The sequence below is a fragment of the Pseudomonas sp. MMS21 TM103 genome, assembly GCF_022132145.1.
Taxonomy (GTDB): domain Bacteria; phylum Pseudomonadota; class Gammaproteobacteria; order Pseudomonadales; family Pseudomonadaceae; genus Aquipseudomonas.
Genome location: NZ_JAJISP010000001.1, coordinates 149,759 through 163,147 on the forward strand (window position 1 = coordinate 149,759; position 13,389 = coordinate 163,147).

The following is a 13,389-nucleotide window of genomic DNA, read 5'->3' on the forward strand; positions in this document are numbered from 1 at the left end:
CACTCGGGGTAATGCCATGCAAGACACAGACGGCACTTCATCCACCAGCCTTTTCTGCTAATATGGCCGGCTTTCTTTAACGACCCAGGTGAATCACCCATGCACCCCATGCTGAATATCGCCCTGCGCGCAGCCCGTAGCGCCGGTGAAATGATTTTCCGCTCGATCGAACGCTTGGACGTCATCTCGGTCGACGAGAAAGATGCCAAGGATTACGTAACCGAGATCGATCGCTCGGCCGAGCTGCTGATCATCCAAGCCCTGCGCAAGGCTTATCCGACCCACGGCTTCCTCGGCGAGGAAGGCGGCCTGATCGAAGGCAGCGGCGAAGGCGCCGATTACTTGTGGATCATCGATCCGCTGGACGGCACGACCAACTTCATCCGCGGCGTGCCGCACTTCGCCGTCAGCCTGGCCTGCAAATACCGCGGCCGACTTGAGCACGCCGTGGTCATCGACCCGGTGCGCCAGGAAGAATTCACCGCCAGCCGCGGCCGTGGTGCCGCCCTCAACGGCCGCCGCTTACGCGTCAGCCCACGCAAGAGCCTGGAAGGCGCCCTGCTCGGCACCGGCTTCCCGTTCCGCGATAGCCAGTTGGACAATCTGGAAAACTACCTGGGCATGTTCCGCAACCTGGTTGGCCAGACCGCCGGCGTTCGTCGGGCAGGCGCTGCCAGCCTGGACCTGGCCTACGTAGCCGCAGGCCGCTACGATGCGTTCTGGGAATTCGGCCTGTCCGAATGGGACATGGCAGCCGGCGCGCTGCTGATTCAGGAAGCAGGCGGCCTGGTCAGCGACTTCACCGGCGGCCACGAATTCCTCGAGAAAGGCCAGATCGTCGCCGGCAACACCAAGTGCTTCAAGGCAGTCCTGACGGCCATCCAGCCGCATCTTTCCGCCTCAATGAAGCGCTGACTGCACGATAAATAAAAAAACCGGCCGCTGGCCGGTTTTTTATTACCCACAAAAAAGCGCCCCGCAGGGCGCTTTTCCATGTGCAGGGTTACTTGGCCGTTTCAGCCACTACCAACTGCCCATCCTTGACCGGAATCCGACTGCCGGGATCGCTGTCCATGCGCACCTGCCCCTCTTTACCATCCAACTGATACTTCACGTCATAACCAACCACTTTTTCGCTGGTATCGGTCACGGTGCGACAGCGGTTTTCAGTGGCGGTATAGGTGGCACCGGCCTGCATGTTCTCCTGCACCTTGTTGCCGGCGTAACCGCCACCAACAGCACCGGCTACGGTGGCTATCTTCTTGCCGGAGCCGCCACCCACCTGGTTACCCAGCAAACCGCCAACAACCGCACCGATCGCCGTACCGGCAATCTGATGCTGATCCCGCACCGGCTTCTGCCGGGTCACGGTGACATCCTCACAGACCTCACGCGGGGTTTTGATCGTCTGCTTGATCGGTTGCACAGCTAGAACTTCCGCGTACTCGGGACCACTTACCAAGTTGTAAGTGGCCACCGCACCGCCTGCCGTCACACCAACGGCACCCAGCACAGCACCAACGAGCATTGACTTGTTCATATGAACTCCTGGTTTTCGCTTATTCGGCGCATGGCACCTGATTTCCGGGTATTGGACAGACGCGATGCGCGGCAAGTTCAATACGCGAAGATCAGGCACCCACCCAGCTAGACTCAGGGACGCTCATCAACCTCTTCAGTCGGCACTGGCGGAATCAGATCTTCGACAGTCAGGTCGAGCCAGATCAGTGTCGCGTTGGAGATATAGATCGATGAATAAGTACCCACCAACACCCCCACGAACAACGCGATCGCAAAGCCGAACAGATTATCGCCGCCAAAAACCAGCAAGGCGCCAATCGCCAGCAAGGTCGAAATCGACGTGGCCAGAGTGCGCAACAGGGTTTGCGTGGTAGAGATATTGATGTTTTCGATCAAACTGGCCTTGCGCAGCACCCGGAAATTCTCGCGAACCCGATCGAAGACCACGATGGTGTCATTCAACGAATAGCCGATGATCGCCAACAGCGCCGCCAGTACTGTCAGGTCGAACGTGACCTGAAAGAACGACAGGATGCCCAGGGTGATGATTACGTCATGCACCAGCGAGATGAACGCGCCCATGGAGAACTTCCACTGGAAGCGGAAGGCCAGGTAGAGCATGACGCCACCCAGCGCCAGGAGCATGCCCAGGCCGCCCTGGTCACGCAACTCCTCACCGACCTGCGGGCCGACGAACTCGACTTTCTTCACCTGCAGCTTGTCACCAGACTGCTGCAGAATCGTAGCGACCTCGCTACCCAGGTCCGCATCGTCGCCCTGCATACGCACGACCACGTCGGTAGTTGCACCAAAGCTCTGCACCACAGCATTGCCATAACCGGCACCCGCCAGACTCTGGCGAATACTGGCGAGGTCCGCAGGCTGCTCATAAGCCAGCTCGATCTGAGTACCGCCGGTAAAATCCAGACCGAAGTTCAGGCCCTTGACCACCAGACTACCCAGCGCAATGAGCGTCAGCAGTACGGTGACAGCGAGCGCTATGTGGCGCACGCCCATGAAGTTGATTACACGATTCATCTCAGCCCCTCAAATCCACAACTTCTTCAGATCACGCCCGCCGAAGCTCAGGTTGACCATGGCTCGCGTCACCAGAATAGCGGTGAACATCGAGGTGAGAATGCCCAGCGACAGCGTCACCGCAAAGCCCTTGACCGGACCGGTACCCATGGCAAAAAGAATCCCGCCCACCAATAAGGTGGTCAGGTTACCGTCGATAATCGCCGAGTAAGCGCGATCGAAGCCCTCGTGAATGGCCCGTTGCACCGACATGCCATTGGCAATTTCCTCGCGAATCCGCGAGAAGATCAGCACGTTGGCATCCACCGCCATACCCATGGTCAGCACGATACCGGCGATACCCGGCAACGTCAGGGTGGCACTCAGCAGCGACATCAGCGCCAGCAGCAGCACCATGTTGAAGCCCAGGGCAATGGTCGCCAGCACCCCAAAGAACCGATAGATAACGACGATGAACAGCGACACGAACAACATACCCCAGAGGGCGGCATCGACGCCCTTGGCGATATTGTCGGCGCCCAGGCTCGGGCCGATGGTGCGTTCTTCGGCGAAGTACATTGGCGCCGCCAGGCCGCCGGCACGCAGCAACAATGCCAGCTCGGTCGACTCGCCCGGACCATCAAGGCCGGTAATGCGGAACTGGCTACCCAGCGGAGACTGGATGGTCGCCAGGCTGATAATGCGCTTCTCTTCGATGAAACTCTGGACCGCGACTTCCTTCTCGACACCATCGACAACCTGGCGCACGTAGCGCACGGTCGGCTTCTGCTCGATAAAGATCACTGCCATGCTGCGCCCGACATTGCTGCGCGTCGCGCGGTTCATCAACTCGCCGCCATGACCATCCAGGCGGATGTTCACCTGCGGACTGCCATTCTCATCGAAGCTGGCCTGGGCGTCGGTTACCTGATCACCCGTGATGATCAGCTCACGTTCCAGCTGCGCGGGTGGGCGCCCCTCCTCGCGAAACTCGAAGGCCTCGGTCGTGGCTCTCGATGCGTCGGGATCGGCTGCCAGACGAAATTCGAGGTTGGCCGTCTTGCCCAGAATGCGCTTGGCCTCGGCGGTGTCCTGCACACCGGGTAGCTCAACCACGATCCGGTTGGCGCCCTGACGCTGAACCAGCGGCTCGGCCACGCCCAATTCATTGACCCGGTTACGCACGGTCGTCAGGTTCTGCTTGATCGAGTATTCGCGGATTTCCGCGAGCTTGGCCTGAGTCAGGCTCAAGCGCAGCACCTGCAAATCGCTACGCTCGGTCGAACTCAACTCGAAATCGGAGAACTCTTTGCGAATCAGACTCTGGGCCTTCTCCAGGGTCGCCTCGTCGACGAAACCCAACTGAATCGCGCCGTTGAGCTCAGGCAGGCTGCGGTAGCGCACGCGCTCCTTGCGCAGCATGCTCTTGACCTCCCCCTCGTAGACCTTGCGCCGAGCGTCCAGAGCCTTGTCCATATCCACTTCCAGAAGGAAGTGCACACCACCGGACAAATCCAGACCCAGCTTCATCGGACCCGCGCCCAGATTGCGCAGCCAGTCAGGGGTGGTCTGCGCGAGGTTCAAGGCAACTACGAAGTCTTCGCCCAAGGTCTTGCGCACCACATCCTTGGCAGGCAGCTGATCGGCCTGCTTGGTCAAACGGAGCAGGCCGGCGCGGCCTTGCGCAGCCAGACTCGAGGCCTTGACCTCAATTCCTGCGGCCTGCAAGGCACGGGTGGCGCGTTCCAGATCAGCTTGTTCGACCTGCATGGCCGTGCTGGTACCGCTGACCTGGATCGCAGGATCATCTGGATACAGGTTGGGCGCAGAATAAAGAAAGCCGATCGCCAGCACAGCCAGGATCAGCAGATACTTCCAGAGGGGGAATTTATTCAGCATGACGCCGCCCGTTATGACGCGGGGCGCCTTAAGCGCCCCGTCAGATGGTAAGAGTGTGACGCTTAGATAGCTTTCAGCGTGCCCTTGGGCAGGGTCGCGGCGATGGCCACTTTCTGAATCTTCAGCTCGACTGTATTGGACACTTCCAGCACCACGAAGTCATCGCTGACCTTGGTCACTTTGCCGGCGATACCGCCGCTGGTCACGACCTCATCACCTTTCTGCAGGTTGCCGAGCAGGCTCTTGTGCTCCTTGGCGCGCTTGGCCTGGGGCCGCCAGATCATCAGATAGAAGATGACCAGAAAGCCGACCAGAAATACCCACTCGAAACCAGAACCTACAGCACCAGCTGGGGCCGCGGCATCGGCAAAAGCCTCAGGGATCAAAAAGCTCATTTAACACTCCTGTTAGAAACTACTCGAAAAAGTTGATTTATCAGTCCAGCGCCGGGACCGGCAGGCCTCGACGAGCGTAGAAGGCATCGACAAAGGCGGCCAATGTACCCTGTTGAATAGACTCGCGCAAACCAGCCATCAGCCGCTGATAGTGCCGTAAGTTATGGATTGTATTCAGCATACTGCCCAGCATTTCGCCACATTTATCCAAATGGTGCAGGTAGGCACGGGAGAAATGTTGGCAGGTATAACAATCACAGGTTGCATCGAGTGGCGAATCATCATGTCGGTGCACCGCATTACGAATCTTCAACACTCCGGTCTCGACGAACAGATGGCCATTACGTGCGTTGCGCGTCGGCATCACGCAGTCGAACATGTCCACACCGCGGCGCACCCCTTCGACCAAGTCTTCCGGCTTGCCAACCCCCATCAAATAGCGCGGCTTATCGGCGGGCAGCAGGGCGGGCAGATAGTCCAGTACGCGGATCATTTCTTCCTTCGGTTCGCCGACCGACAGGCCGCCAATCGCCAAACCGTCAAAATCCAGCGCATTCAAGCCCTCCAGCGAGCGCATGCGCAACTCTTCATGCATGCCACCCTGAACGATACCGAACAGCGCCGCCGTGTTGTCGCCATGCGCCTCTTTCGAGCGCTTGGCCCAGCGCAACGAGAGCTCCATCGAGCGCTTGGCCACGTCGAACTCGGCCGGATAGGGCGTACATTCGTCGAAAATCATCACGATGTCCGAGCCCAGGTCACGCTGCACCTGCATCGATTCTTCGGGCCCCATGAACACCTTGGCGCCATCCACCGGCGAGGCGAAATACACCCCCTCTTCCTTGATCTTGCGCATCGCCCCCAGACTGAACACCTGAAAGCCGCCCGAATCGGTGAGGATCGGTCCCTGCCACTGCATGAAATCATGCAAGTCGCCATGGCGCTTGATCACCTCGGTGCCGGGACGCAGCCACAGGTGAAAGGTATTACCGAGGATCATCTGCGCGCCAATCGCCTCGATGTCGCGTGGCAACATGCCCTTGACCGTGCCATAGGTGCCCACCGGCATGAACGCCGGCGTCTCGACCACACCGCGCGGAAAGGTAATGCGTCCACGCCGTGCCTTGCCATCGGTCGCCAGCAATTCGAAAGCCATCCGGCAGGTGCGCGTCATACGTGATCCTCTGGCCCGCGTGGCGCGGGGTTGCGGGTGATGAACATGGCATCACCATAACTGAAGAAGCGATAACCTTCGGCGATCGCGCTTGTATAGGCCGCCATGGTTTCGGGGTAGCCGGCAAACGCCGAGACCAGCATCAGCAGGGTCGATTCCGGCAAATGGAAATTGGTCACCAGGGCATCGACCACATGCAGCGGCCGACCCGGGTAGATAAAGATGTCGGTGTCGCCGCTGAACGCCTTGAGCTCGCCATCGCGCGCCGCACTTTCCAGCGAGCGCACGCTGGTGGTACCCACTGCCACCACACGCCCGCCACGGGCACGGCAGGCCGCCACGGCATCGACCACATCCTGGCCGACCTCCAGCCACTCGCTGTGCATCGGGTGATCTTCGATGCGTTCGACCCGCACCGGCTGAAAAGTCCCGGCCCCGACATGCAGGGTGACGAAGGCACTCTCCACCCCCATCCCGGCAATGCTCGCCAGCAGCGCCTGATCGAAATGCAAGCCTGCGGTGGGGGCCGCCACGGCACCGGCACGCTCGGCATAGACGGTCTGATAACGCTCACGATCGGCGGAATCGTCCGGGCGGTCTATATAAGGAGGCAGTGGCATATGACCAACCCGCTCGAGCAGCGGCAAAACCTCTTCGGCAAAGCGCAACTCGAACAGCGCGTCATGCCGCGCCAGCATCTGCGCCTCACCGCCGCCATCAATCAGAATCGTCGAACCCGGCTTGGGCGATTTGCTCGAACGCACGTGGGCCAGGACGCGGTGGCTGTCCAGCACCCGCTCGACCAACACCTCAAGCTTACCGCCAGAAGCCTTCTGGCCGAATAGACGCGCAGGAATCACCCGCGTGTTGTTGAACACCATCAAGTCGCCGGGGCGCAAATACTCCAGCAGATCACTGAACTGACGGTGCGCCAGCGCACCACTCGGCCCATCCAGCACCAGCAAACGGCTGGCACGCCGTTCGGCGAGCGGATGGCGGGCAATAAGAGCGTCAGGCAGCTCGAAATCAAAGTCGGCAACACGCATGTTCGGAGGAGGTCGTCTAGCAGGGCGGCAAAGCTTACCGGAAATAGTGCAATCTCGCCACGCAAGTGCATTGACCAAGGCCACCGGCATCCCTATACTTCGCCGCCATTGTGCCCCGGTGGCGGAACCGGTAGACGCGGCGGATTCAAAATCCGTTTTCGAAAGAAGTGGGAGTTCGAGTCTCCCCCGGGGCACCAATATTCAGCGTCAAGCAGTAGCAGAAACGCCCGAAGAACCGGCCCTAGAGCCGGTTTTTTATTGCCTTTTTTATCGCTCCCCCACCTCCCTCGTCAACCCAGAGGAATCTGAATAGATCTGCGAGCAGATCGCGTTCGGCCTAATAACCCGCTCTCGGCGGAGGCGATTCAAGCAACGGTTTGCGGTAAACATTCACGCACTGGCGAGCAACGCAACCCCCTTGCTGAATAGGCACAAATACCCCTTGATTACGCCTGAAACACCGGCCCGGCGGGGGTTGGCATTTGCCTTTTAGTTAGCGTAGAGTGCTTTCCACTGTGTTTGCATGGGTCGCCGTAATTCGTGGCCTGGTGCAGTAGATCGTCTAGATCCGCTACATCCCGTTCGACGTCGCATTACTCCTTGCAACCAGTCTCAGCCCTCTATCGCGTAGAGGCTGTCATTAACTACGGTTTCAAGGATATTAAGATATGTCGAATCGTCAGAGCGGTACCGTCAAGTGGTTTAACGACGAGAAAGGTTTTGGCTTCATCACTCCAGAAAGCGGTCCGGATCTTTTCGTGCACTTTCGCGCGATCGAGGGCGGCGGTTTCAAGAGCCTGAAAGAAGGTCAGAAAGTCAGTTTCGTTGCCGTACAAGGGCAAAAAGGCATGCAGGCCGACCAGGTTCAAGTCCAGGAATAATCCTGCAGCTTTTAAGAACCCCTGATGGCAACGTCGGGGGTTTTTTTATGCACCCGATTACCGCGAACGGTCCCCTAAAGCCTTAGCGCCTTACTTTGCATATCGAGCCCCACATGCCCAAACACCTGCTGCGCCCGCAGGGTGATTTCCCCCCTGCAGGACTCATCCGCCGCCTGGCCGCCATGTTCTATGACTTGCTGTTGTGCCTGGCCCTGCTGATCGTCGTGACCTTTGCCTACAAGCTGATCCTGATGGGCTTTTACGGCGAAGCGCAGCTCAAGCAGCTCTCCGATGCCGGTGCACTGGATGGCGACCCGGTACTGTCTACCCTGCTGGTACTCAGCCTGTTCGGCTTCTTCAGCAAGTTCTGGACACACAGCGGCCAGACGCTGGGCATGCAGGTCTGGGGCATTCGCATCCAGAACGCCGACGGTACGGCCATCAGCCTATGGCAGGCATTGCTGCGGTTTCTGGTCGCCATCGCCTCCTGGCTGTGTCTGGGCCTGGGGTTTTTCTGGGTGCTCTGGGACAAGGACAAGCGCAGCTGGCACGACATCTATTCCGACAGCCGCACCGTGCAACTGCCGAAGAACGTCCACAAAAACCAGCGATAAGGCTTGCAAACGAAAAAGCCGGCAGTTAGCCGGCTTTTTATCGACTGCAGCAGCTACCCCGCGCGACGCAAAAGCCAGGCACCCGCCAATGCGCAAACCCCTGCAGGGATCAACACAGCAAACAAGGGCGAGAAACCGAACACCAGGCTGGAAGGTCCAAGCAGATCCTGGGCAATGCGGAACACGAAGCCCACGACCACGCCGGTGAAGACCCGCTGACCCAAGGTTACCGAGCGCAATGGACCGAAGATGAAGGAGATCGCCATCAACACCAGTGCGGCAGTCACCACTGGCTGCAGCACCTTGTTCCAGAACGCCAGCCAGTACTGACCATTGTTCAGGCCCTGCTCGCCCAGGTAGTGGATATATCGCCACAGGCCGGTTACCGACAAAGCTTCAGGCTCCAGCACCACAGTACCCAGCAGCTGCGGGTTCAGTTCGACATCCCAGCGCTCATTCGGCGCCTTGACCACCTCGGTACTGCGCTCACGAAAATGTGTGGTTGCCACATTCTCCAGCAGCCAGTGATCGCCCTGATACTGCGCGCGACGGGCAAAGCTGGAAGACAGCAAGTGACGCTGATCATCGAAGCGATAACGGGTTACACCGAACAACACGCCATCGGGCTGCACCGCATTGATATGCACGAACTCTTCGCCCTGGCGATGCCACAAACCGCGCTTGGAACTTTGCGCCTCGCCAGCGCCCATAGCCATGGCGCGATCGGCCTGAGCCTGATTTTCACTCCAGGGGGCCAGGTACTCGCCGATCAGAATGCCTGCCAGCATCAACACCAGCATCGGCTTCATCACTGCCCAGACGATGCGTCTGATCGAAACTCCGGCAGCGCGCATGATGGTCAGCTCACTGCTGCTGGCCAGGCTGCCCAGCCCGACCAGACAACCTATCAAGGCCGCCATCGGCAGCATCTCGTAGACGCGCCGCGGCAGAGTCAAGAAGACATACCAGGCGGCTTCCGGCAAACCATAACCCCCCTCGACATCGCCCATTTCATCGATAAAGGCGAACAGCAAGGCCAGCCCGACGAGGACGCCCAATACGGTGAGAATCGCGAAAAATACTTGGGTGCCGATGTAGCGATCCAATCTAAGCATGAGCCACCTCCGACCCGGTACGGCGGCTCGCCCACTTCAGGCGTATCGGCTCCCAATAAAGCAGTACAAGTCCAATCAACAGAAATACTCCATGTACCCACCACAACCCTATCGCCTGAGGGATTCGCCCTTTATCCAAAGCGCTGCGCGCAGCGATCAGCAGAGCCAGATAAGTCATGTACAAGAGGATTGCCGGCAGCAGCTTGAGAAAGCGTCCTTGCCGTGGATTGACCCGCGACAGCGGCACCGCCAGCAGGGTCACGATGAACACCAGCAGCGGCAGCGACAGACGCCACTGCAACTCGGACTGGAAGCGCGGATTGTCACTGCCGATCAACTCTGCGGTCGTCACGGCCTCACGCTCACTGATCTCGCCACTGACCGAGGGTTTGGGTAACAGCACGCCATAGGTGTCGTACTGAATCGCCCGGTAGTCGGCCTGACCTGGATTGCCGTCGTAACGGTAACCGTTCTGCAGAATCAGATAGCGACTGCCATCGGCCTGAATCTCCTGACGCCCGCTTTCCGCCACCAGCACGGTGATTCCGCGCTCCTTGTCGCCCGTCCGGGAAAACCGCTTCTCGGAGATGAAGATGTCGGCCAGCTCAGCGCGATCTGCCGACAACTCCTTGGTATAGGTCACCCGCGAACCATCCCGCATGGCTTGGAAACGCCCGGGCACCAGGGTATCGAACTCGGTCAGGGCGTCCTGTTGATTGAGAATGGTCGCGACCTGCGCTACCCCCTGCGGCGCCAGGCCCATGCTCAACCAGGCTACCAGCAGGGCCACCAACAAAGCCGGGGCCATGGTGTAGACCAGCAACCGCTGCTGACTCATGCCAGTGGCCGAGAGCACCGTCATCTCGCTGTCGAGATAGAGCCGGCCGTAGGCCATGAGGATGCCGAGGAACAACCCCAGCGGCAGGATCAGCTGCAGGAACCCCGGCAGACGAAAGGCCATGATCAGGAACAGCACACCCGGATCCAGCAATCCCTGGGCCGCCTGCGCCAGGTACTTGATGAAACGGCCACTCATTATGATCACCAGGAGCACGGCACTCATCGCACTCAAGGTAACCAGCACTTCACGAGACAAATAACGGAACACGATCAAACCAGACACTCCAGGGTTGTCAGGCTCAGGCGGCTACGATCACACTAGCCGCACTGTTTGCCGGTCCGCACACAGACGAACCATCGAAAAATAGCCGGCATTATCCTGCAATAACGACTCATTGTCTTGGGAACACCACGCCATGGAATTTATTGTCAAAAGCGCTCGCCCGGAAACCCTGAAAACTGCCACCCTGGTCATTGCCATCGGCGAAGGCCACAAGCTCGGGGAAACGGCGAAAGCGATTGATAACGCCAGCGCCGGCGCGATCAGTGCCCTGCTCAAGCGCGGCGACCTCGCCGGCAAGCTTGGCCAGACCCTGCTCGCGCACAACCTGCCCAATCTCAAGGCCGAGCGGGTACTGCTGGTCGGCAGTGGCAAGGAGGCTGAACTCTCTGACCTCCAGCTGCGCAAAATGCTCAATGCCGTGCATGGTGTATTGAAAACCCTGGGCGGCAGCGATGCCGTGCTTACACTGGGCGAACTCCAGGTCAAAGGCCGTGATGCCTATGGCAAGGCCCGCCTGATCGTGGAAAGCCTGGTCGATGGCGGCTATCAGTTCGACCAGTTCAAGAGCGAGAAGGCCGACGTCCCAGCCTTGAAGAAGCTGACCCTGCTCAGCGACAAGGCCGATTTGGCCGACGTCCAGCGCGCGGCCAAGCATGCCCAGGCGATTGCCTGCGGCATGGCATTCACCCGTGATCTCGGCAACATGCCACCGAACCTCTGCCACCCCAGCTACCTGGCTGAAGAAGCCAAGACCCTGGGCAAGACCTACAAGAACCTCAAGGTCGAGATTCTCGACGAGAAAAAACTCAAGGAACTCGGTGCCGGTGCCTTCCTCGCCGTGGCCCAGGGCAGCGACCAGCCTCCGCGGATGATCGTGCTCAACTACCAGGGCAGCAAGAAAACCGACAAGCCCTTCGTCCTGGTTGGCAAAGGCGTCACCTTCGATACCGGCGGCATCAGCATCAAGCCGGCGTCCGGCATGGATGAGATGAAGTACGACATGTGCGGCGCCGCCAGTGTGTTCGGCACGCTCAAGGCCGTGCTGGAACTGCAATTGCCGATCAACCTGGTGTGCCTGCTGGCCTGCGCCGAGAACATGCCCAGCGGGGGCGCCACCCGACCTGGCGATATCGTCACCAGCATGAGCGGGCAGACTGTGGAAATCCTCAACACCGACGCCGAAGGCCGCCTGGTGCTGTGCGACACCCTAACCTACGCCGAGCGCTTCAAGCCGCAGGCCGTGATCGATATCGCCACCCTGACCGGCGCCTGCATCGTCGCCCTGGGCGCCCACACCTCGGGCCTGATGGGCAACGACGAGGCACTGCTGCAACAGCTCCTCAAGGCCGGCCAGAGCGCCGACGACCGCGCCTGGCAGTTGCCGCTGTTCGACGAATACCAGGAACAGCTCGACAGTCCATTTGCCGACATTGCCAATATCGGCGGACCGAAGGCCGGCAGCATCACCGCCGGCTGCTTCCTTTCGCGCTTCGCTAAGAAGTATCACTGGGCGCATCTGGACATCGCCGGCACCGCCTGGATCAGTGGCGGCAAGGAGAAAGGCGCGACCGGTCGGCCGGTGCCGCTGCTGACCCAGTACCTGCTGGATCGCAGCAACGCCTGATGACGATTATTGCAGGCGCGACCGAACGCCATTCCGCCTCGGCCGCGCCTGCAGCTGCCCACATAACGAAATCACCATGCCCCGAATAGAATTTTATGTATTGTCCTCCGCCACCCCGGCAGACCGCCTGCGGGCCGCCTGCCAACTGGCGATGAAAGCCTGGCGCCATGGCCTGCCGGTGTTCCTGCGCGGTTGCGATACAGAACAATGCACGGCGCTCGACGAACTTCTCTGGCGTTTCAAGGCCGAAGCATTCGTACCGCACAACTTGCATCAGGACGACCCGCAAGCACCGGTGGTGATAGGCCTGGACGAAGAGCCGCACACCCAGCAAGGCGTGCTGATCAACCTGAACCCGACCCTTTCGCCCTTTGTCGAACGCTTCAGCCGGGTGATCGAGATCGTCAACCAAGAACCCGATCTATTGACCGCCTGCCGGGAAAACTTCCGCAGCTACCGCCAGCGCGGCTATGATCCGAAACGAGTCGAACTTTAAGTTCTGCACCATGGACATGCCAAAACCGCCGCAAAAGCCCACCCACCTGCTGGACGACCTCGAGTCGATCCGCCAACTGCTGGGCGACGAAATCCTTGATCCGCCACTGCTGACCGACTCGATCGACCCGGACACCATCCCCCTGCTCTCGGACATCGTCACCCCACCGCCGGCACCAGGCCATCCGCCAGTCGTGGAGGCCGCTCCGCTGCCGCAGGCCGCGCCCCTGCACAGCAGCATCCAGCAGACCCTCGACCGCAACAGCGACATGAACCGCCTGGATAACGAACTGCGCGCCGCCGCCGAGCTGATTCTGCAAGATGTCATCGACGACTTCGTGCCGCAGATCGAGGCCGAGCTCAAACGCCGCCTGCAGGCCCGCCTGAGCCGCCTGCTGCCGCCGCGCAAGTAGAAAAACACCAGTAGCCCAGCTGCAATTCGGGAAGGATTGCCCCACCCGTCAGTCACTCGCCCCACGCCGGCC

The 13,389-nt window shown here is 59.9% G+C and carries 14 protein-coding genes and 1 tRNA gene; 7 read left to right on the forward strand and 8 right to left on the reverse strand.

What is annotated here, in order from left to right; all coding sequences use genetic code 11:
• The first annotated feature begins 99 nt into the window (after positions 1-99).
• The gene (gene suhB, locus LJY18_RS00735) at positions 100-915 is read left to right on the forward strand and encodes an inositol monophosphatase family protein (protein ID WP_238039806.1); all 816 of its coding nucleotides are present in this window, start codon (positions 100-102) and stop codon (positions 913-915) included.
• Between the two features lie 88 nt (positions 916-1,003).
• Here the strand turns inward: suhB and LJY18_RS00740 are convergent, their stop codons facing one another.
• From LJY18_RS00740 to queA, 6 genes are all read right to left on the reverse strand, one after another.
• Complete coding sequence (locus LJY18_RS00740; protein WP_238039807.1) at positions 1,004-1,540, reverse strand: glycine zipper 2TM domain-containing protein; 537 nt, start codon at positions 1,538-1,540, stop codon at positions 1,004-1,006.
• Between the two features lie 113 nt (positions 1,541-1,653).
• Positions 1,654-2,559 carry a protein translocase subunit SecF gene (gene secF, locus LJY18_RS00745; RefSeq protein WP_238039808.1) on the reverse strand — a complete coding sequence of 302 codons (906 nt, stop codon included), beginning with the start codon at positions 2,557-2,559 and terminating at the stop codon, positions 1,654-1,656.
• Positions 2,560-2,568: 9 nt separating this feature from the next.
• The gene (secD, locus tag LJY18_RS00750) at positions 2,569-4,437 is read right to left on the reverse strand and encodes a protein translocase subunit SecD (protein WP_238039809.1); all 1,869 of its coding nucleotides are present in this window, start codon (positions 4,435-4,437) and stop codon (positions 2,569-2,571) included.
• A 62-nt stretch (positions 4,438-4,499) separates the two neighbouring features.
• Positions 4,500-4,832: a preprotein translocase subunit YajC gene (gene yajC, locus LJY18_RS00755; protein ID WP_238039810.1), complete on the reverse strand. Its 333-nt coding sequence runs from the start codon at positions 4,830-4,832 to the stop codon at positions 4,500-4,502.
• Between the two features lie 40 nt (positions 4,833-4,872).
• A complete protein-coding gene (gene tgt, locus LJY18_RS00760) occupies positions 4,873-5,988 on the reverse strand; it encodes a tRNA guanosine(34) transglycosylase Tgt (RefSeq protein WP_238041085.1) in 1,116 nt (371 codons plus the stop codon).
• Positions 5,989-6,002: 14 nt separating this feature from the next.
• Positions 6,003-7,052 (reverse strand): tRNA preQ1(34) S-adenosylmethionine ribosyltransferase-isomerase QueA, encoded by a 1,050-nt coding sequence (queA, locus tag LJY18_RS00765; protein WP_238039811.1) that lies wholly within the window; start codon positions 7,050-7,052, stop codon positions 6,003-6,005.
• 112 nt (positions 7,053-7,164) lie between these two features.
• Here queA and LJY18_RS00770 point away from each other — a divergent pair.
• From LJY18_RS00770 to LJY18_RS00780, 3 genes are all read left to right on the forward strand, one after another.
• Positions 7,165-7,249: transfer RNA gene (locus tag LJY18_RS00770), tRNA-Leu, on the forward strand.
• 471 nt (positions 7,250-7,720) lie between these two features.
• A complete protein-coding gene (locus tag LJY18_RS00775; protein ID WP_238039812.1) occupies positions 7,721-7,933 on the forward strand; it encodes a cold-shock protein in 213 nt (70 codons plus the stop codon).
• Positions 7,934-8,046: 113 nt separating this feature from the next.
• Complete coding sequence (locus tag LJY18_RS00780) at positions 8,047-8,547, forward strand: RDD family protein (RefSeq protein ID WP_238039813.1); 501 nt, start codon at positions 8,047-8,049, stop codon at positions 8,545-8,547.
• A 53-nt stretch (positions 8,548-8,600) separates the two neighbouring features.
• On the opposite strand, the gene lptG is transcribed toward LJY18_RS00780, so the two are convergent.
• Both lptG and lptF read right to left on the reverse strand, forming a co-directional pair.
• On the reverse strand, positions 8,601-9,662 hold the full coding sequence (gene lptG, locus LJY18_RS00785; RefSeq protein WP_238039814.1) for an LPS export ABC transporter permease LptG: 1,062 nt from the start codon (positions 9,660-9,662) through the stop codon (positions 8,601-8,603).
• On the reverse strand, positions 9,655-10,776 hold the full coding sequence (gene lptF / locus LJY18_RS00790) for an LPS export ABC transporter permease LptF (protein WP_238039815.1): 1,122 nt from the start codon (positions 10,774-10,776) through the stop codon (positions 9,655-9,657). The genes lptG and lptF overlap by 8 nt, the downstream gene beginning before the upstream one ends.
• Positions 10,777-10,918: 142 nt before the next feature.
• Here lptF and LJY18_RS00795 point away from each other — a divergent pair, with 142 nt between their 5' ends.
• The 3 genes from LJY18_RS00795 (at position 10,919) to LJY18_RS00805 (ending at position 13,317) form a co-directional block, all read left to right on the forward strand.
• Positions 10,919-12,409: a leucyl aminopeptidase gene (locus tag LJY18_RS00795; protein WP_238039816.1), complete on the forward strand. Its 1,491-nt coding sequence runs from the start codon at positions 10,919-10,921 to the stop codon at positions 12,407-12,409.
• A gap of 76 nt (positions 12,410-12,485) precedes the next feature.
• A complete protein-coding gene (locus tag LJY18_RS00800) occupies positions 12,486-12,905 on the forward strand; it encodes a DNA polymerase III subunit chi (protein WP_238039817.1) in 420 nt (139 codons plus the stop codon).
• Between the two features lie 10 nt (positions 12,906-12,915).
• Positions 12,916-13,317 (forward strand): DNA polymerase III subunit chi, encoded by a 402-nt coding sequence (locus tag LJY18_RS00805; RefSeq protein ID WP_238039818.1) that lies wholly within the window; start codon positions 12,916-12,918, stop codon positions 13,315-13,317.
• Positions 13,318-13,389 lie beyond the last annotated feature (72 nt).